17 protein-coding genes are annotated in these 18,402 nt (G+C 56.5%); 9 read left to right on the forward strand and 8 right to left on the reverse strand.

Annotation, left to right across the window (positions count from 1 at the left end):
* Positions 1-1,413: a cell division protein FtsP gene (gene ftsP, locus H7R58_RS03970; protein WP_106929677.1), complete on the forward strand. Its 1,413-nt coding sequence runs from the start codon at positions 1-3 to the stop codon at positions 1,411-1,413.
* A gap of 136 nt (positions 1,414-1,549) precedes the next feature.
* Positions 1,550-3,766: a YgiQ family radical SAM protein gene (locus H7R58_RS03975; RefSeq protein ID WP_106929679.1), complete on the forward strand. Its 2,217-nt coding sequence runs from the start codon at positions 1,550-1,552 to the stop codon at positions 3,764-3,766.
* Positions 3,767-3,790: 24 nt separating this feature from the next.
* Here H7R58_RS03975 and H7R58_RS03980 read toward each other — a convergent pair whose 3' ends face one another.
* The 4 genes from H7R58_RS03980 to yqhD form a co-directional block, all read right to left on the reverse strand.
* Complete coding sequence (locus H7R58_RS03980) at positions 3,791-4,750, reverse strand: DUF3828 domain-containing protein (RefSeq protein ID WP_182930013.1); 960 nt, start codon at positions 4,748-4,750, stop codon at positions 3,791-3,793.
* 47 nt (positions 4,751-4,797) lie between these two features.
* The gene (locus tag H7R58_RS03985; RefSeq protein WP_106929683.1) at positions 4,798-5,274 is read right to left on the reverse strand and encodes an HIT family protein; all 477 of its coding nucleotides are present in this window, start codon (positions 5,272-5,274) and stop codon (positions 4,798-4,800) included.
* 81 nt (positions 5,275-5,355) lie between these two features.
* On the reverse strand, positions 5,356-6,183 hold the full coding sequence (gene dkgA, locus H7R58_RS03990; protein WP_182930014.1) for a 2,5-didehydrogluconate reductase DkgA: 828 nt from the start codon (positions 6,181-6,183) through the stop codon (positions 5,356-5,358).
* 102 nt (positions 6,184-6,285) lie between these two features.
* Positions 6,286-7,449, reverse strand: coding sequence for an alcohol dehydrogenase (gene yqhD / locus H7R58_RS03995; protein WP_182930015.1), 1,164 nt, complete (start codon positions 7,447-7,449; stop codon positions 6,286-6,288).
* 196 nt (positions 7,450-7,645) lie between these two features.
* Between yqhD and H7R58_RS04000 the strand changes: the two genes are divergently transcribed.
* Positions 7,646-8,536, forward strand: a complete 891-nt coding sequence (locus H7R58_RS04000) for an AraC family transcriptional regulator (RefSeq protein ID WP_106929691.1) — start codon at positions 7,646-7,648, stop codon at positions 8,534-8,536.
* Between the two features lie 113 nt (positions 8,537-8,649).
* Here the strand turns inward: H7R58_RS04000 and yghB are convergent, their stop codons facing one another.
* Positions 8,650-9,309, reverse strand: a complete 660-nt coding sequence (gene yghB, locus H7R58_RS04005; RefSeq protein ID WP_106929693.1) for a DedA family general envelope maintenance protein YghB — start codon at positions 9,307-9,309, stop codon at positions 8,650-8,652.
* A 243-nt stretch (positions 9,310-9,552) separates the two neighbouring features.
* Positions 9,553-10,740 carry a cystathionine beta-lyase gene (metC, locus tag H7R58_RS04010; RefSeq protein WP_182934623.1) on the reverse strand — a complete coding sequence of 396 codons (1,188 nt, stop codon included), beginning with the start codon at positions 10,738-10,740 and terminating at the stop codon, positions 9,553-9,555.
* Between the two features lie 251 nt (positions 10,741-10,991).
* Between metC and exbB the strand changes: the two genes are divergently transcribed.
* From exbB to H7R58_RS04035, 5 genes are all read left to right on the forward strand, one after another.
* The gene (gene exbB, locus H7R58_RS04015) at positions 10,992-11,723 is read left to right on the forward strand and encodes a tol-pal system-associated acyl-CoA thioesterase (RefSeq protein WP_106929699.1); all 732 of its coding nucleotides are present in this window, start codon (positions 10,992-10,994) and stop codon (positions 11,721-11,723) included.
* A gap of 6 nt (positions 11,724-11,729) precedes the next feature.
* The gene (exbD, locus tag H7R58_RS04020) at positions 11,730-12,155 is read left to right on the forward strand and encodes a TonB system transport protein ExbD (RefSeq protein WP_106929701.1); all 426 of its coding nucleotides are present in this window, start codon (positions 11,730-11,732) and stop codon (positions 12,153-12,155) included.
* Positions 12,156-12,387: 232 nt separating this feature from the next.
* Positions 12,388-13,839 carry a methyl-accepting chemotaxis protein gene (locus H7R58_RS04025; protein WP_182930017.1) on the forward strand — a complete coding sequence of 484 codons (1,452 nt, stop codon included), beginning with the start codon at positions 12,388-12,390 and terminating at the stop codon, positions 13,837-13,839.
* Between the two features lie 153 nt (positions 13,840-13,992).
* Complete coding sequence (locus H7R58_RS04030) at positions 13,993-15,411, forward strand: glycoside-pentoside-hexuronide (GPH):cation symporter (protein ID WP_182930018.1); 1,419 nt, start codon at positions 13,993-13,995, stop codon at positions 15,409-15,411.
* A gap of 10 nt (positions 15,412-15,421) precedes the next feature.
* Positions 15,422-16,954, forward strand: a complete 1,533-nt coding sequence (locus H7R58_RS04035; RefSeq protein ID WP_182930019.1) for a glycoside hydrolase family 43 protein — start codon at positions 15,422-15,424, stop codon at positions 16,952-16,954.
* On the opposite strand, the gene H7R58_RS04040 is transcribed toward H7R58_RS04035, so the two are convergent.
* Together H7R58_RS04040 and H7R58_RS04045 are read right to left on the reverse strand one after the other, a co-directional pair.
* Positions 16,927-17,370, reverse strand: a complete 444-nt coding sequence (locus H7R58_RS04040; RefSeq protein ID WP_182930020.1) for a cytoplasmic protein — start codon at positions 17,368-17,370, stop codon at positions 16,927-16,929. The genes H7R58_RS04035 and H7R58_RS04040 overlap by 28 nt on opposite strands.
* 2 nt (positions 17,371-17,372) lie before the next feature.
* Positions 17,373-17,768 (reverse strand): hypothetical protein, encoded by a 396-nt coding sequence (locus tag H7R58_RS04045; protein WP_106929707.1) that lies wholly within the window; start codon positions 17,766-17,768, stop codon positions 17,373-17,375.
* A gap of 103 nt (positions 17,769-17,871) precedes the next feature.
* Here H7R58_RS04045 and H7R58_RS04050 point away from each other — a divergent pair, with 103 nt between their 5' ends.
* Positions 17,872-18,381 carry an ESA_00282 family adhesion-associated protein gene (locus H7R58_RS04050; RefSeq protein WP_182928514.1) on the forward strand — a complete coding sequence of 170 codons (510 nt, stop codon included), beginning with the start codon at positions 17,872-17,874 and terminating at the stop codon, positions 18,379-18,381.
* Positions 18,382-18,402: the final 21 nt, after the last annotated feature.

Genomic DNA, 18,402 nt, shown 5'->3' on the forward strand with positions numbered 1-18,402 from the left:
ATGTCACTCAGTCGGCGTCAGTTTATTCAGGCTTCGGGCGTTGCGCTTTGCGCAGGCGCGGTGCCGCTGAAGGCGCAGGCCGCAGGGCAGCAGCCCGCGCTGCCGGTACCTCCGCTGCTGGAGTCTCGTCGCGGACAGCCCCTTTTCTTAACGCTACAGCGTGCGCACTGGTCTTTTAGCCAGGGCACCCGCGCGCAGGTATGGGGCGTCAACGGCCGCTACCTTGGGCCGACTATCCGCGTCTGGAACGGCGATGACGTTAAGCTCATTTACAGTAACCGCCTCACCGAAAATGTCGCCATGACCGTGCGCGGCCTGCAGGTGCCGGGTCCGCTGATTGGCGGCGCGGCGCGCATGATGACGCCTAATGCCGACTGGGCGCCGGTGCTGCCGATCCGCCAAAGTGCGGCGACCCTGTGGTATCAGGCCAACACGCCGAACCATATGGCGCAGCAGGTCTATAACGGCCTGGCGGGCATGTGGCTCGTGGAAGATGAAGTAAGTAAGTCCTTACCATTCCCCAGCCACTACGGCGTGGACGACTTTCCGATCATCATTCAGGACAAACGGCTGGATAACTTCGGTACGCCCGTTTATAGCGAACCGGGCAGCGGCGGTTTTGTGGGTGACACGCTGCTGGTGAACGGCGTGCAGGGCCCCTACGTCGAGGTTTCTCGCGGCTGGGTGCGCCTGCGCCTGCTCAACGCTTCAAACTCACGCCGCTATATGCTGCGTATGAGCGACGGGCGCGCGCTGCACGTGATTTCCAGCGATCAGGGCTTCCTGCCGGCACCGGTTTCGACGACCCAGCTGTCGCTGGCGCCGGGCGAGCGCCGCGAAGTGCTGGTCGATATGACCAACGGTGATGAAGTGTCCATCACCTGCGGCGAGTCTGCCAGCATTATGGATCGCATCCGCGGCTTCTTTGAGCCATCGAGCATACTGGTTTCCACGCTGGTGCTAACCCTACGCCCGACGGGCCTGTTGCCGTTAGTGACCGATAACTTACCGATGCGTATCCTGCCGACGGAAATACTCAGCGGTACGCCGCTGCGCAGCCGTGATATTCGACTGGGCGACGATCCTGGTATCAACGGTCAGCTGTGGGACCCGCAGCGTATTGATATTACCGCGCAGCAGGGCACCTGGGAGCGCTGGACGGTGCGCGCGGACGCGCCGCAGTCGTTCCATATTGAAGGTGTGATGTTCCAGATTCGTAACGTCAACGGCGCGATGCCGTTGCCGGAAGATCGCGGCTGGAAAGACACCGTCTGGATTGACGGCCAGGTCGAGCTGCTGGTCTACTACGGTCAGCCGTCGTGGCCGCACTTCCCGTTCCAGTTCGCCAGCCAGACGCTGGAGCTGGCCGATCGCGGCTCCATTGGCCAGATTCTGGTGAACCCCGCGCCGTAAGACATCGCTAAACAACCCGGCCGAGCGTCGCGACGCCGGGGTTATCAACGCGTTAAAAAATCCCGTTTCATAGAACGTCGATCGGGCTTATAATCCCCGACCTTTGATTATTTTTTTACCATTTTTTGGAAGCAACATGAGCGCTATCTCCCTGATCCAACCGGATCGCGACCTTTTCTCCTGGCCGCAGTACTGGGCCGCCTGCTTTGGGCCGGCGCCGTTTTTGCCGATGTCACGTGAAGAGATGGATCAACTTGGCTGGGATAGCTGCGACATCATTCTGGTAACCGGCGACGCCTACGTCGACCACCCGAGCTTCGGGATGGCAATTTGCGGCCGTATGCTGGAAGCGCAGGGCTTCCGCGTAGGGATCATCGCCCAGCCGGACTGGAACAGCAAAGACGACTTTATGCGTCTGGGCAAACCCAATCTGTTCTTCGGGGTTACCGCCGGTAACATGGACTCGATGATCAACCGCTACACCGCCGACCGGAAGCTGCGTCATGACGACGCCTACACCCCGGACAACGTGGCGGGCAAGCGCCCGGACCGCGCGACGCTGGTGTATACCCAACGCTGTAAAGAAGCGTGGAAAGATGTGCCGGTGATCCTCGGCGGTATTGAAGCCAGCCTGCGTCGTACCGCCCACTATGACTACTGGTCTGATACCGTGCGCCGCTCGGTGCTGATCGACGCCAAGGCCGATATGCTGATGTTCGGCAACGGCGAACGCCCGCTGGTGGAAGTGGCTCACCGCCTGGCGCTGGGCGAAAAAATCACTGAAATTCGCGATGTGCGCAACACTGCGATTATCGTTAAAGAAGCGCTGCCGGGCTGGTCCGGCGTCGACTCCACCCGTATCGACACCCCGGGGAAAATCGACCCCATTCCGCACCCGTACGGGGAAGACCTGCCGTGCGCCGACAACAAGCCGGTAGCGCCGAAAAAGCAGGAAGCAAAAGTGGTTACCGTACAGCCGCCGCGTCCGAAACCGTGGGAAAAAACCTACGTGCTGCTGCCGTCGTTTGAAAAAGTGAAAAACGATAAGGTGCTGTACGCTCACGCTTCGCGCATTCTTCACCATGAAACCAACCCGGGCAGCGCCCGTGCGCTGATGCAGAAGCAGGGCGACCGCTATATCTGGATTAACCCGCCGGCTATCCCGCTGTCGACCGAAGAGATGGACAGCGTATTTGCGCTGCCGTATAAGCGTGTGCCGCATCCTGCATACGGCAAGGCGCGTATTCCGGCGTATGAGATGATTCGCTTCTCTATCAACATCATGCGCGGCTGCTTTGGCGGATGCTCGTTCTGCTCGATTACCGAGCACGAAGGGCGCATTATTCAAAGCCGTTCTGAAGATTCGATCATCAACGAAATCGAAGCCATTCGCGACACGGTGCCCGGTTTTACCGGCATTATCTCCGACCTTGGTGGCCCGACGGCCAACATGTACATGCTGCGCTGTAAGTCGCCGCGTGCCGAGCAGACCTGCCGTCGTCTCTCCTGCGTGTACCCGGAAATTTGCCCGCATATGGATACCGACCATACGCCGACCATCAACCTGTATCGCCGCGCCCGCGACCTGAAAGGCATCAAAAAGATCCTGATCGCTTCCGGCGTGCGTTATGACCTGGCCGTGGAAGACCCGCGCTACATTAAAGAGCTGGCGACGCACCACGTCGGCGGCTACCTGAAGATTGCGCCGGAGCACACTGAAGAAGGGCCGTTGTCGAAAATGATGAAGCCGGGGATGGGCAGCTATCACCGCTTTAAAGAGCTGTTTGACACCTATTCGAAGCAGGCGGGCAAAGAACAGTATCTGATCCCTTACTTTATCTCCGCGCACCCAGGCACGCGTGATGAAGATATGGTGAACCTGGCGCTGTGGCTCAAGCAGCACCGTTTCCGCCTCGATCAGGTACAAAACTTCTATCCATCGCCGCTGGCGAACTCGACCACCATGTATTACACCGGCAAGAACCCGCTGGGTAAAATTGGCTATAAGAGTGAAGACGTGGTGGTGCCGAAGGGCGATAAACAGCGCCGTCTGCATAAAGCGCTGCTGCGCTATCACGATCCGGCTAACTGGCCGCTGATCCGTACCGCGCTAGAGGCGATGGGGAAAAAGCATCTGATCGGCAGCCGTCGCGATTGCCTGGTCCCGGCGCCAACGCTGGATGAGATGCGCGAAGCGCGTCGCCAGAATCGCAATACGCGCCCGGCGCTGACCAAGCATACGCCGGTGGCACATCAGCGCCAGACGCCGACAGCGGCGAAAAGAGCTCCTGCCGCACAGCCGCGTAAGCCATCGGCCGACGCGATGAAAAAACGGGCCAAACCGGCGCGTTAATGCGCTGAGACCCGCGGTGTGTCATCAGGTTGATGGCGTGCCGCGGGTTGCTCTGTCCTCAGCGGCCACGCTGCGCAGCCGCTGTAAAAGGCTGCCTTCCCCGGGAAGAATCACATCTTCTATCACCCAATTATTCTCTATTTTGCTTAGCACGATATCGCGCTCGCCGGGTGTATTTTCGTTGAGCCAATACGCAACGTGAATTTTGGCCTGCCCGGTATTTTGCTCCACCACGTTCATGGCGATGATTTTTTGAAAGTCGCCCTCGCTGCATCCGCATAATGGGTTGCTATTGATATATTCCAGCGTGTGGGGATCTTCAAACGTTTTACCGCTATTGCCTTCCGCATGTTCATAATCGATGAGCGCCTGAAGCAGCGTTGGAGTCGCCATCGCCGTCCAGGGGACGGGAGAATGAGCAAGCTGCGCATAGACGCGCTGGACAAAAATCTGCGGCTGCGGATGCTGTAATCCCACGAGACTGGCGCGCATCCGTTGGTTTTCGGCATGGAGTCTTTGGTAGAGCGTAACGCCATTGCTGTCGCTATCGATTACGTCATCAATCCTCCAGCGATCGCCTTCGGCAATCAGCGTCAGCGTAATGAGCGTGAGGACCGCGCTATCGCTTTTTAGCGGATGAAAGCGCACCGTGACCTCGGCGTGCGTGGCATCACTTTGCGTGGCCTGGATGCTTTCCACAAAGGGGGATTCAAAATCCTGGCAGCCGCACATCGGGTCGTAATCCAGAAAGCCTTCATCACCCGGCAGGATATAGCGATCGTTTTCGTTTAATTCTTCGACCAGGCGCTGAGAGATAATTCGCGTTTCGCCCGTTTCACCAAAGTAGACGAACTGCTCATCGTTCAGATAGGCGTGGTAAAGCTGTTCAACGGTTTGTTGTGGTGAAAGCGTCGGCTGCGCCAGGGCGCTGGTGCTCAGCCACAAGAGCGGCAGTAAAAACAACCCACGGATCATTTTTCCCATTCTGCATTTCCTTTGCATGATGCATGTTATCCCGACGCGCCTTAATGTTACCGGCTCTCCGATTTTTCCTGCATATCTCTGATTCTTTTTGCCAGCGCCGCCAGCTGTTCGTCATCCGCGCGTTCATGATCGTGTGAGGATAAATACCCTTCATACTGCGTGAAGAATTTTGTCTGCCGGTTTTCGATCGGCCGCCACTGGCGCATATCGCCGGTGCCGTGCATCGGGCTGAGCTTACTGTGCACATGATCGACGCCGAAGCCTTCAAAGAACATCCCCGTGCGCCCCACGTCGTCGAAGGTGTTATCCAGTAATTTGGCGACCTTCTGCGTCGCCAGCACTAAGTCTGCCAGCGCCTGCGGCGGCATATCGAATGCGTAGCTGGGGTAGTGTTTTTTAGGGATCACGACGGTGAAGCCTTCGGTATTGGGGAAAATCGATAAAAAGGCGAGATGATGTTCGTCTTCCCAGACCTTATGGCAGGGGGCTTTACCTTCAACAATCTGGCAAAAAATGCAGCTCATGGCGTCCTCTCCGTTAACGTAGAATCGTTACTGTAGCAGACGCAGGCAATAAAAAACCCGGCGTGAGCCGGGCTTGAGAGATTAACCGCCGAACTGGTCAGGATCCGGCCCTAAACGCTTGCGTTGATCCAGCGCGGCGATAGCGGTGAGCTCGTCTTTATCCAGGCGGAAGTCCCAGACGTCGAAGTTTTCGGCGATGCGCGACGGCGTCACCGATTTTGGAATCACCACCAGACCGCTGTCGAGATGCCAGCGAATGACGATCTGCGCCGGGGTTTTACCGTACTTGTCGGCAAGATGACGAATCACTTTCTGATCGAACACGCCTTCGCCCCCCTGTGCCAGCGGGCTCCACGATTCGGTCTGAATTTTGTGGGTGGCGTTCCACGCATTCAGCTGGCGTTGCTGCATCAGCGGATGCAGTTCAATCTGGTTAATCACCGGCGCAACGCCGGTTTCGTCAATCAGCCGCTGCAGATGCGGAACCTGGAAGTTACACACGCCAATGCTCTTGACCAGCCCCTGTTGTTGCAGCGCAATCAACGCTTTCCATGCGTCGATGTAGTGATCCGATGCGGGCACTGGCCAGTGGATCAGGTACAGATCGAGATAGTCGAGCTGCAAATGTTCCAGGCTTTCCTGCAGCGCGTCGGCGGCGCGCAGATGGGAGTCATTCCATAGCTTGGTGGTGATAAACAGATCTTCACGCGCAATGCCTGCGCTCTTAATCGCTTTACCCACGCCTGACTCATTTTTGTAGGCGGCGGCAGTATCAATGGAACGGTAACCGACCTCAATCGCCTTGTGGATTGCGGTCACGACTTCTTCATTACTGGCCTGCCATACGCCCAGGCCCAGCTGCGGCATTACATTGCCATCGTGCAGTTTAATCACGGTTGGTTGTGTCATGCATTTCTCCTTTTCATCAGCTTATCGGGGCGTGCCCCGATAAGGTTTGTAGGATTAAGTCTGGTCTAAATATGCCAAAACGAAAGGTAAAGCGAGGATGGATTAGCGAGCGGCTTCGTAAATACGACGGCTCACGTCGAGGGTAATATCCTGATTTTCACCAAGTTTAGTCATACCGTGCTCTTCGAGTTTTTTCAGCAGCGCCGGGATGGAGCTGCCGTCCAGACCGTAGTCAGACAGGCGGGTTGGTACGCCCATTTTTTCAAAGAAGCTGCGGGTTGCGGCGATGGCGGCATCGATACGCGCATCGTCTGTGCCTTCGGTAATGTTCCATACGCGTTCGGCATATTGCAGCAGCTTAGCGCGCTTGGTGTCGCGTTTTTCATTCCACAGTGCCGGCAGCACGATAGCCAGCGTCTGCGCGTGATCCAGACCGTGCATTGCGGTCAGCTCATGCCCCAGCATATGGGTTGCCCAGTCCTGCGGCACACCCGCGCCGATCAGACCGTTAAGCGCCTGGGTGGCGGCCCACATAATGTTGGCGCGCACGTCGTAGTTTTCCGGTTCCTGAAGCGCTTTCGGGCCATCTTCGACCAGGGTCAGCAGAATGCCTTCGGCAAAGCGGTCCTGAATTTTACCGTTAACCGGGTAGGTCACGTACTGTTCAACGGTGTGAACGAAGGCGTCGACAACGCCGTTAGCGACCTGGCGCGGCGGCAGGGTGTAGGTGTAAACCGGGTCCAGAATGGCGAACTGCGGCTGGACGTGCGCAGACATAAAGGCTCGTTTGTCGCCGGTGGTTTTACGGGAGATGACCGCGCCTTTATTTGACTCAGAACCGGTCGCCGGCAGGGTCAGGACGGAGCCCATCGGGATAGCGCTTTTTACGTTGCTGCCGTAGGTTTCGAGAATTTCCCACGGATCGATGCTTTCATCGTAGTGCGCCGCAGCGGCGATAAATTTAGTGCCGTCGAGTACGGAACCGCCGCCGACTGCCAGCAGGAAAGTCACCTTTTGCTCGCGGGCAATCTTCACCGCGTTCATGAGCGTTTCATAGGACGGGTTTGGCTCGATGCCGCCGAATTCCAGCACATCCAGGCCTTTCAGCGCGGCCAGAACCTGATCCAGTACGCCGGTTTTTTTCACGCTGCCGCCGCCGTAGGTAATCAGTACGCGGGCGTCTGCCGGGATCTGAGCGCGCAGATTTTCGATAGCGCCTTTACCGAACAGGATGCGGGTCGGGGTGTGAAGATCAAAATTAAACATTGCTCGTTCCCTTCTTGGTGGGTGAAAAACAAGGTGGCGAAAGGTCGCCGCCGAATGACATCATTGTGGTCCTCGTCGCCGTACCTCTCAATGCACATTTCTGCGTTTGTCTTGCCCATTTCTCCATATGGCTGGAGAATTACGTTAATCATGGTCACAATGATTGCGTTGGAAAAGGCATCTGGAGCCCCCGTTGATGAACCGTGACGAAATCTGTGCGCTGCTGACAGAGAAAATTAAGCAGCTGAAAAATAACGAACAAAATCTTCAGGCGCTGCTGCCGGAGATTCAGCTTATCTACGGCACCCGGCCAAACGGGCGCACGCCGGTGATGTACCGGCCGGGCATCGTTTTTCTCTTTTCCGGCTATAAAATCGGTTATATCAACGACCGTACCTTCCGCTACGATGCGAACGAATACCTGCTGCTGACGGTACCTTTACCCTTCGAATGTGAAACTTTTGCGACTGAAGATGCGCCGCTGGCCGGTCTGCGGCTTGATGTCGATCTGTTTCAGCTTCAGGCGCTGCTGATGGACATTGGCGAAGACCCACTGTTTCGCCCCTCGGTGGCGGAAAGCGGCATCAACTCGGCGACGCTGTCTGAGGAGATCCTCTGCGCCGCTGAGCGCCTGCTGGACGTGATGGAACGCCCGCTGGACGCTCGTATTCTCGGCAAACAGATTATTCGTGAGATGCTGTACCACGTGCTGACCGGGCCGCGCGGCGGCGCGCTGATGGCGCTGGTCAGCCGCCAGACGCACTTTAGCCAGATAGGCCGGGTACTGAAGCGCATTGAAAGCCAGTACACCGAATCGCTGAGCGTCGATCAGCTGGCCGCCGAAGCAAACATGAGCCTGTCAGCGTTCCACCATAATTTTAAGTCAGTCACCAGCACTTCGCCGCTGCAATATCTGAAAACCTATCGGCTGCATAAAGCACGGATGATGATGGCGCACGATGGGCTGAAGGCCAGCGCAGCGGCCATGCAGGTGGGTTACGAAAGCGCGTCGCAGTTTAGCAGGGAGTTTAAGCGGTACTTCGGGCTCACGCCGGGGGAGGATGCGGCACGACTGCGTGGCATGTAATCAGGAGCCGGATAAAGAGGTTTGCCTGATAAGCGCAACGCCATCAGGCAAACCCGGCGCACGTTGCCGGATGGCGGCGTAAATGCCTTATCCGGCCTACGTGTGCTATGCGATCAGGCGTCGCAATACTTTTTCTTGATAACCACAATCACCGTGCCGAGCAGCCCGACAACCAGCAGGAAAATCGGCAGAATCATCAGGAAGGTCATCACCTGATCTTCATGGCGCTTCACGAACGGAATCATGCTGATGGCGTAGCCCAGACTGGTGACCACGCCCACCCACAGCAGCGCGCTTAGCCAGTTAAACAGCTGGAAGCGACGATTCGGCAGGCCGGAAATGCCCGCCATTGTTGGCAGCAGGGTGCGCACGAATGCCAGGAAGCGCCCGGCGAGCAGCGCCAGCAGGCCGTGGCGGTCGAACATACAGGTTGCGCGCTGATGGTATTTTTCCGGCAGCTGTGCGAGCCAGCCTTTTACCACTCGGGTGTTGCCCAGCCAGCGCCCCTGAATATAGCTCAGCCAGCAGCCGAGGCTGGCGGCGGTGGTCAGGATGACGAGGGTAGGGACGTAGCCCATCACGCCCTTGGCGATGAGCGCGCCCGCCAATAGCAATAGGCTATCGCCGGGGAGGAAGGAGGCGGGGAGCAGGCCGTTTTCCAGAAACAGAGTGGCAAACATGACCAGATAAACAACCCCCACGACGTGCGGATTCGCCAGGGCAGCAAAATCGTGCTGCCAAAGCGCGGCGACTATATCTTGAATAACGACCATGGACATTCCTGTGGAACAGCGTTTTCACTTATTGTACGCCCGAATTCTTAAGAACACCTTGATCCCGGGCGCAACAAATGAAGCCGTATTGTTCAGCCAGGCTGACAATCACGTGAAATTTGTTTACGCCTGGCGACGAGGGCACTCGGGAACCGACTGTTCTCAACATCGGTGACGCCGCCGTAGGCTGCGCCAAAAACATTGCTAACCCGCCCGGCACTGACCATGCCGGACCCGGCTATGTTACACGATGCGGGCGAATCCTGCCGCTAAATCCTCAATCAGATCGTCAACGTTCTCCAGGCCGATGTGAACGCGGATGAGCGTGCCCTCAAAATCAATCTTACCTTCAGGGCGGATGCTGGCGAGCTCTTCCGGTTGGTTGGCCAGAATGAGCGATTCAAAGCCGCCCCACGAGTACGCCATGCTGAACAGCGAAAAGTTATCGAGATACTGCGCCAGCTCATCGTTATTCAGACGTTTATTCAAAACGAAGGAGAACAGGCCGCTGCTGCCGGTGAAGTCGCGCTGCCAGAACTCATGGCCTTTGCTGCCCGGCAGCGCCGGGTGGTTAGCGCGCGCCACCTGCGGCTGCTGTGCCAGCCATTCGGCAATTTTCAGGCTGCTTTCATGGTGCTGGCGCAGGCGCACGCCCAGCGTGCGCAGGCCGCGGCTGGTCATATAGGCGGTATCCGCGTCGAGCATCTGACCCATCAGGTAGGCATTTTCGCGCAGCTGCGCCCAGCAGCGTTCATTGGCTACCGCCGTACCGACCATGGCGTCTGAGTGACCAATTAAATATTTTGTGCCGGCCTGAATGGAAATATCGATATCGAAATCGAGCGCTTTGAACAGAATCCCCGCCGCCCAGGTGTTGTCGATCATGATGATCGCCTCGGGCGCAACGCTGCGCACGGCGGCAACAATCGCCGGTACGTCATGCACTTCCATGGTGATCGAACCCGGTGATTCCAGGAACACCACTTTGGTGTTGGGCTGGATCAGGCCAGCAATGTCGGCGCCAATCAACGGGTCGAACCAGCCGGTGCTCACGCCCAGCTTGCCAAGAATTTTGGTGCAAAAATCCTGCGTCGGCTCATAGGCGGTGTTGGTCAGCAGGACGTGATCGCCCTGCTCGACGAAGGCCAGAATGGTGTTGGCGACCGCCGCCGCACCGCAGGGGAAGAGCGCGCAGCCGGCGCCGCCTTCCAGCTCGCACATGGCCTCCTGGAGTGAGAAATGCGTGAGCGTCCCGCGACGGCCATAAAACAGCTCGCCGTTGGCGCGGTTACGGGTTGCCTGTTTCTTGGCGGCAACGGTCTCGAAAACCAGCGAAGAGGCGCGCTGAATCACGCTGTTTACCGATCCCTGGGTGTATTTTTTGCTGCGTCCGGCGTTAACCAGCGCGGTATCAAGGTGCTTGTCTGCCATCTTGGGTCTACCTGTTTTTATACGTCTGGACGTCTAAACTATCATGATTGTTCATGCGATGGCGCGTTGCAAACGCATACAGGAGAAAATTTTGCCAAAAAGCGCGCAGAAAACTTTTTTACTGCGTAAGCGCAAGGAAAATAAGTGTGATTTGAGTCAATATGTAAATACTAATGAGAACTACTATCAATTCGACGTTGTTTTGATATTATTGGTCTCAGATTTTGTGATTTATGTCCTGGAGATACACAGTGGGTAATAATTTGATGCAGGCGGATCTCTCCGTTTGGGGTATGTATCATCATGCCGACATCGTGGTTAAAGTGGTCATGATTGGCTTGATACTGGCATCCGTCGTCACCTGGGCTATTTTCTTCAGCAAGGGCGCCGAGCTCATTTCTCATAAGCGCCGCCTCAAGCGCGAACAGAAGCTGTTAGCCGATGCGCGTTCACTCAATCAGGCGCACGAAACGGCCGCCGCATTCGACGCCCGCAGCCTGAGCAGCCAGCTGATTAATGAAGCGCAGAACGAACTCGAGCTTTCGGCCGGTTCGCAAGACAACGAAGGCATTAAAGAACGTACCGGTTTCCGCCTTGAACGTCGCGTTGCGGCGGTAGGCCGTCACATGGGACGCGGTAACGGCTTCCTCGCGACCATCGGTGCTATCTCTCCGTTCGTCGGCCTGTTCGGCACCGTATGGGGCATCATGAACAGCTTTATCGGTATCGCCCAGACCCAAACCACTAACCTGGCGGTGGTGGCACCGGGTATCGCAGAAGCCCTGCTGGCGACTGCGATTGGCCTGTTTGCCGCGATTCCGGCGGTGGTGATTTATAACGTCTTCGCGCGTCTCATCGGCGGCTTCAAGGCCAACCTTAGCGATGTGGCCGCCCAGGTTCTGCTGCTGCAGAGTCGCGATCTGGATCTCAGCGCCAGCGGCGTGCATCCGGTCCGTACCGCCCAGAAATTACGAGTAGGTTAATGCCCCATGGCAATGCGTCTTAATGAAAATCTGGACGACACCGGCGAAATGCATGAAATCAACGTGACGCCGTTTATCGACGTCATGCTGGTGCTCTTGATTATCTTCATGGTTGCCGCACCGCTGGCGACCGTCGATGTCAAAGTGAATCTGCCGGCGTCTTCTAGCCAACCGCAGCCACGCCCGGAAAAACCGGTCTACCTGTCGGTGAAAGCGGATAAATCGATGTTCCTCGGTAATGATCCCATCACCGATGACAACATGGTCACGGCGCTGGAAGCGCTGACGGAAGGCAAGAAAGACACCACCATCTTCTTCCGCGCCGATAAAACGGTGGACTATGAAACGATGATGAAGGTTATGGATACGCTTCATCAGGCGGGCTATCTGAAGATTGGCCTGGTTGGCGAAGAGACCGTCGCGAAAAAATAATCACACCGGATGGCGCGCTCTGCGCCATCCGTTATATCTCCCTGGTAATATCATATTTATCTTAAGTCTTATTTTCTGCACGGCATTTCTGCTGATATTTAAATGTTATTTAGCAGTGCTTCATTCGCGTTATATATTTTTAACGTTAGAGTGGCTAGCCTGAAATAACCTTTCTACGCTTAATTCTGAACGCTAACAATAATATATAAACCTGCAGCGGACGGACATTATCATGGCCATAATATCTTTGCGACAAGCTGAAGGTACGCATCGTGACCTCATCTCGTTATCGACAATTCGTCAGAGGGCGGACCGCCTGCTGTTGGTGCTGGTTTGGGTTATGTGGTTTATTTCGCTCGCGGTGGGATGGCGCCATGATAATCCTGCTCTGGCGTTGCTGGTGGCAAGCTGTCTGACTGTCCTTGGCACCATCATGACGCTGCTTTTCTCCGGCAGACTGATCGCCCGGCTGGTTTATGCTGTTATTTTGATGGCCTACTCTGCACTACTTATTCAGCTTGGTGAAGGGGAAACTGAATATCATTTTTCGGTATTTGTACTGCTCTCTGCGCTGCTGGCCTGGCGTGATTGGCGGCCGTTAATTATGGGCGCGGCGGTGATTGCGCTGCATCATCTGGTGTTTAATTATTTACAGCAATATGGCTTATTTCATATTGCCGTCTTTATGCACCCCGGCCTGCATATGGTGATTATGCACGGCCTGTTTGTGGTCGTGCAGACGGTATTCCTGGTCTTTCTGGCAGTACGCATGGAGCAGGATGCTCGCTCGGCTAGCGAGGTGGCGAAGCTGGCGGCGGTGATTAACCGCGAGTCGGGTTACCTGACGCTTGAGCGCGACAGCAAAACCAGCCGTTCGCCTTTTGCCCGTACCTTTAGCCTGACGCTCGACGCCATGCGAACGACGCTGGAGCAGGTCAGCGGCAACGTTTCTCAACTGCTGGATGCATCGCAAACGCTGCTGCAGCGCAATACGGCGCTGTCTGAACGTACGGACAGCCAGGCGCGTTCGTTGGCAGTCACCGCCAGCGCCATGGAACAGCTCGCCGCCGCCGCCTCGCTCACCAGCGAGAAGGCCAGCGAAGCGCGATCGCTGGCAGAGCAGGCCAGCGGCGTAGCGCGAGAAGGGGGAGAGAATATCCGCGCGGCGATGGCGTCCATGACGCACATCCGTGATGAATCGCAAAAGATCAGCGGCATTCTGGAGATGATTGACGGCATCGCCTTCCAGACGAATATTCTGTCGCTCAATGCTTCCGTTGAAGCGGCCAGAGCCGGCGCGCACGGCAAAGGGTTTGCCGTCGTGGCTGCCGAAGTGCGCACGCTGGCGCTCCGCTGTGAAGGCGCTGCACGCGATATCCGCCAGCTCATTTCCGCCTCAGTCGAGCGTACGCATCAGGGGAGTGAGCAGGTTGAGCGGGCCGGGAAAACCATGGCGGCGATCATCAGCAACATTGATAGTCTGCAATCCTGCGTCGACGTGCTTTCATCCATGAGCGACCAGCAGCGCGCCAGCGTTCTCCAGATGAAGGGCAGTATTGCCCACATTGATGCCAGCGTGCAGGAGAACGCACAGCACGTGGCGCAAACTATTCAGGTGGCGCATCAGCAGCAGCAGCAAACCGGGGAACTGAAGTCGGCGATTTCGGTATTCAGGCTGGTGTAGGCTCACAAAATCGAAAGGTGTATGACAAATCGTCCAGTTATGTGACAACTTTCGCAGTTGCCAGAAAACGTAATGCCAGTATGAAAAATGACAATAGGATTGCCATTTTCATCCTCCTACATTGAAGCCTCTTCAATTCAGGAGGAATTACGCATGGTAAACGAGAGGAAATTGTCTTTCACCGAAAAGCTGGGATACGGCATGGGCGATGCTGCTTGCGGCATCGTCTATTCATCGGTCACGATGTTTTTAACCTGGTTTTACACCGATATTTACGGCCTCTCCGCGGCGGCGGTGGGGGTGATGTTCCTGGTAACGCGCGTGCTGGACGCGATTACCGACCCGCTCACCGGCATCGTTGCCGACCGGGTGAAAACCCGCTGGGGCCACTTCCGCCCTTGGCTTATCTGGTTCGCTATTCCCTACGCCGTGCTGGCGGTGATGACCTTCACCACCCCCGCCTTTGGCGCATCGGGTAAGCTGGTTTACGCCTACCTGACTTACACCTTACTCATGCTGTGTTACACCTTTATCAATATTCCGTACTGCGCGTTAGGCGGTGTTATCACCCGCGATGAAAAAGATCGCCTGTCGGCGCAGTCCTACCGCTTTACCATTTCGTCGATCGCCGGGCTGATGGTTTCAGTCGCCACGCTGTTCCTGGTGGACTATCTGGGCAAAGAAGACAAACAGTTCGGCTTTCAGGCCACCATGGGCATTATGGGGGCGATCGCCATTGTGATGCTGGCGTTCTGTTTCTTTTCCACCAACGAGCGCGTGGCGCCTGCGGTGGAACAGCAGGGGAGTATTCGTGAAGATCTGCGCTCGCTGTTGGCGAACGATCAGTGGCGGATCGTGGCAATCATTACCTTCTTTTCCAGTATGGCTGGGGTGATGCGCAGCGCGGCGACGCTGTATTACGCCACCTACCTGATGATGGGCGGCGTTGAGTCTGCCGCCGGTACGGCGATGAAATCGGCGTTTGTGTCAACCAGCGTGGTCGGCACCATTGTCGGCAGCCTCGCGGCGGGCTGGCTGGCGAAGCGCTATCGTGCGGTGTCGCTGTTTAAAAACATCAACCTGCTGCTGGTGGCGGTGGGCGTCGTGATGTTCTTTGTGCCGCCGACCTGGCTGCCGGTGGTGTTCCCGCTGTATTTCCTGGTGGGCTTCTTCCATCAAATGTATCAACCGTTTAAGTGGAACATGATGGCCAACGCCGCCGACTACGGCGAGTGGAAGTTTGGTCGTCGCATCACCGGCCTTTCGTACTCGGGCAACCTGTTTGCGCTCAAAATGGGCATGGCGGTCGCGGGCGCGGTGGTCGGCTTTTCGCTGGGGCTGTTTGGCTATCAGGCTGGCGTGGCTGAACAAACGCCGATGGCGACCATGGGCATTGTTGGCCTGCTAACGCTGGGGCCATCGCTTTCCTATCTGGTGCTGTGGTGGCTGTCGCGCTTCTATACGCTGGACGACCGCGCAATGGCGACCATCCAGCGCGATCTTTCCGCGCGCCAACAGGCGGCGACCGTCGCTGAGCCTGAAACCGTCAGCGGCGTTTTGCATAAAGCCTGAGGAAGATGAAATGATACCGAATGACTACCAGAACCCCATTCTCTGCGCTGATTATTCAGACCCGGACATTGTACGGGTTGGCGATGACTTCTTTATGGTCTCATCCAGCTTTAACCATATGCCTGCGCTGCCGATACTGCACTCGACTGACCTGATCAACTGGCAGATTATCAACCACGTTTTCCAGGCGTTACCGCTGGCCGGATATGATGAATACCAGCCGGGAAAAGGGGTATGGGCCCCTTCTCTTCGCTGGCATGACCATAAGCTGTGGGTCTTTTTCAGCACGCCGGATGAAGGCATTTTTATGTGTCACACCGATGACCCGTGGGGCCAGTGGAGCGCGCCGCACTGCGTGCAGCCCGCCAAAGGCTGGATTGACCCCTGTCCGTTCTGGGACGACAACGGCGACGCCTGGCTGGTGCATGCTTTCGCCCATAGCCGCAGCGGAATCAAGCATCAGCTTCAACTTTTTGCCATGGCGCCAGACGGCACAACGCTGCGCGGCGAAGGGCAAATTATCTACGACGGTTGCTGCGACCAGCCGACGCTGGAAGGGCCAAAGGTCTACAAGCGCGGCGAGTGGTACTATATTTTCGCTCCGGCGGGCAGCGTGGAAACCGGCTGGCAGACGGTGCTGCGCGCTCGCAGTATGACCGGTCCCTGGGTGGCGAAGAATGTGCTGTTCCAGGGCAATACGTCGGTTAACGGTCCGCACCAGGGCGGTTGGGTTGAACTCGACGACGGCGAGTGCTGGTTTGTTCATTTCCAGGACGCGCATCTTTATGGCCGTGTTGTGCATTTACAGCCGATGCGCTGGGCGGCTGACGGTTGGCCGCGTCTGGGAGAACCGCTGGGGGACGATGGAGAAGGGCAGCCGGTACTACGCTGGCCGCGCCCGGCCAGCCTGTCGCCGTCGCCGACGATAAGGCCGCAAACCAGCGATAACTTTACCGCTGGTTTACCCGGGTTACAGTGGCAGTGGCAGGCGAACCCAAACTCGCATTGGCTGCTGCCGGGGACGAATACGCTGAATCTCCGCTGCGTCTCGCTGCCGCAGCCGGAAACGAAACGCAGCATCTACTGGCAGCCCAATTTGCTGCTGCAAAAGTTCCCGGCCTGGCGGTTCAGCGCTGAAACCTCGCTGAAGCTGTGCGATGGTGCCAGCGGTGATGCCGGTGGATTGATCGTTTACGGTGAGCGCTATGCCGCGCTGCTGCTGGAAAAACGCGGTGCAGCGTATCAGTTGCTATGGGTGACGGGCTGGATGAGCGATGCGGGCGTTGTCCGTGAGCATCGTCAGACGGTGGCCCAGCTTGAGGTTGCGGCCTGCGCGCTAAAAGTCGACGTATCTTACGGCGGCATTTGTCGCTTTGCCTGGCGTGAGGAAAGCTCCCCGTGGCAGACGCTGTCTCAGCCTTTCGCCGCCGGTAAGGGCAAATGGGTGGGGGCAAAAGTGGGGCTGCTGGCGGTGTCGCTGGAGGAACACGAGCGTCGGGGTCACTGCGCGTTCGATCACTTCGCCATGGAGATAATCGGCTGATCCGGGCGTTTTTCGCCCTCTTTTTCGGTCTTCAGGATCACGTTTGAAGTGCGGTAATCACCATCTGCAAGGCCGCGGCTGATCTCAAGGGTCGCGGCCTCGCGGTTCAGCACGTGCTGATAGCAGGATTCGGTATGTGCCAGAATTTTGTCGCGCAGGTGCGGGTAGCGGGCCATCACTTCACACAGCGCGGCGCCCAGAATCTCTTCTTTTACCTGGTAGGCGTATATTTCGTGGCGATGCTGCCACTTCATCTTGACCAGCGCCGCGGGGATAGGCTCAGAGAGGCCGGAAATACGCCGTCCTTCGGAGTTTTTTTCCTCGCGTAACGTCTGGAGATTACGCTGAAGGATAGTCTCATCACTGATCTGTGGGCTTAACGGTATATTAGCCGCACTAACATCGACAAGTTTCATGTTCACTTATCCGTCAGATTATAAAATAAGGGAACGGTTCTTTCCTGGGTCATTAAATTAAGCCAGATTTTATTACCGTCTTCATTTATCTCCTGGGTTTTTATCTCCATAATTTGGCTTAGCTCCAGCGCGGAGATCTCCCCCTGAACCACCAGGTTATTTAGCATAAGTGCAAAAGCTTCAATTTTTGCAATACGATATAACCTGTCTTTTATATGACGATCGCGCTCTTCCAGCAGCGGGTTACGTGACTGGCCGCCGCCAATCAAGACGTCGTCCTGCCAGAACGCGAGCGAGACTTTCTCAGGCTCGCCCCCCTGGCTGGCCTGTGCATCCTTGTTTTCTGCGTCCAATGCCGGTATGCAGAAACGGGCTGGGATAAGGGTTTCAGCAATCATATAGGCGTCGTTTGTCGAATGGCTGGGGCGTATTTTTTATTATAGTGAGGTTCGTTGACATTAACATGGTGCACTTTTAAAATCAAAAAAAGTGGAGAAAGCCATGAGCGGTATTATTTATTTTGTGATGCTGTTGCTGTTACTTACCGTCGTTATTTTAATTTTTATGTATGGCCAAAATAACGAAACATCTGAAACCAATAATGAAACCGTTCCCTCCCCGGCGGCGGCACCGCTGGACAAAGACGAAGGCGAAAACCATTTTGCCGCGCTGATGAGCCGGATCACGCCTGCCTGGTACTGGCGTATTAATCATGAATATATCGATTTTGTCCAGTCGACGATTAAGCGTATGTCCACCGAACGCTTGAAAGAGACCCCCGGCCTGTTTGAAGCGCAGGAACGTTGTCGCAATCTCAACGGCGCAGTTTATGAATATTACGATGAGATTAAGCGCCGCTGCCTGAAAGGCGAGCGGGTCACCGACGTTGACCCGGTGGTGCTTGGCCTGCAGCAGTGCTACGAGGAGTTTGCCGAGGAGGCCTATCCCGAGCTGGTGGCGCTGGTGTGGCCGGACTTACAGCGACCGTTTGTCCGCACACATGATGTGTGATCTGAAGTGTTGATGTGATGT

Source organism: Klebsiella sp. WP4-W18-ESBL-05, from assembly GCF_014169075.1.
Classification (GTDB): domain Bacteria; phylum Pseudomonadota; class Gammaproteobacteria; order Enterobacterales; family Enterobacteriaceae; genus Kluyvera; species Kluyvera ascorbata_B.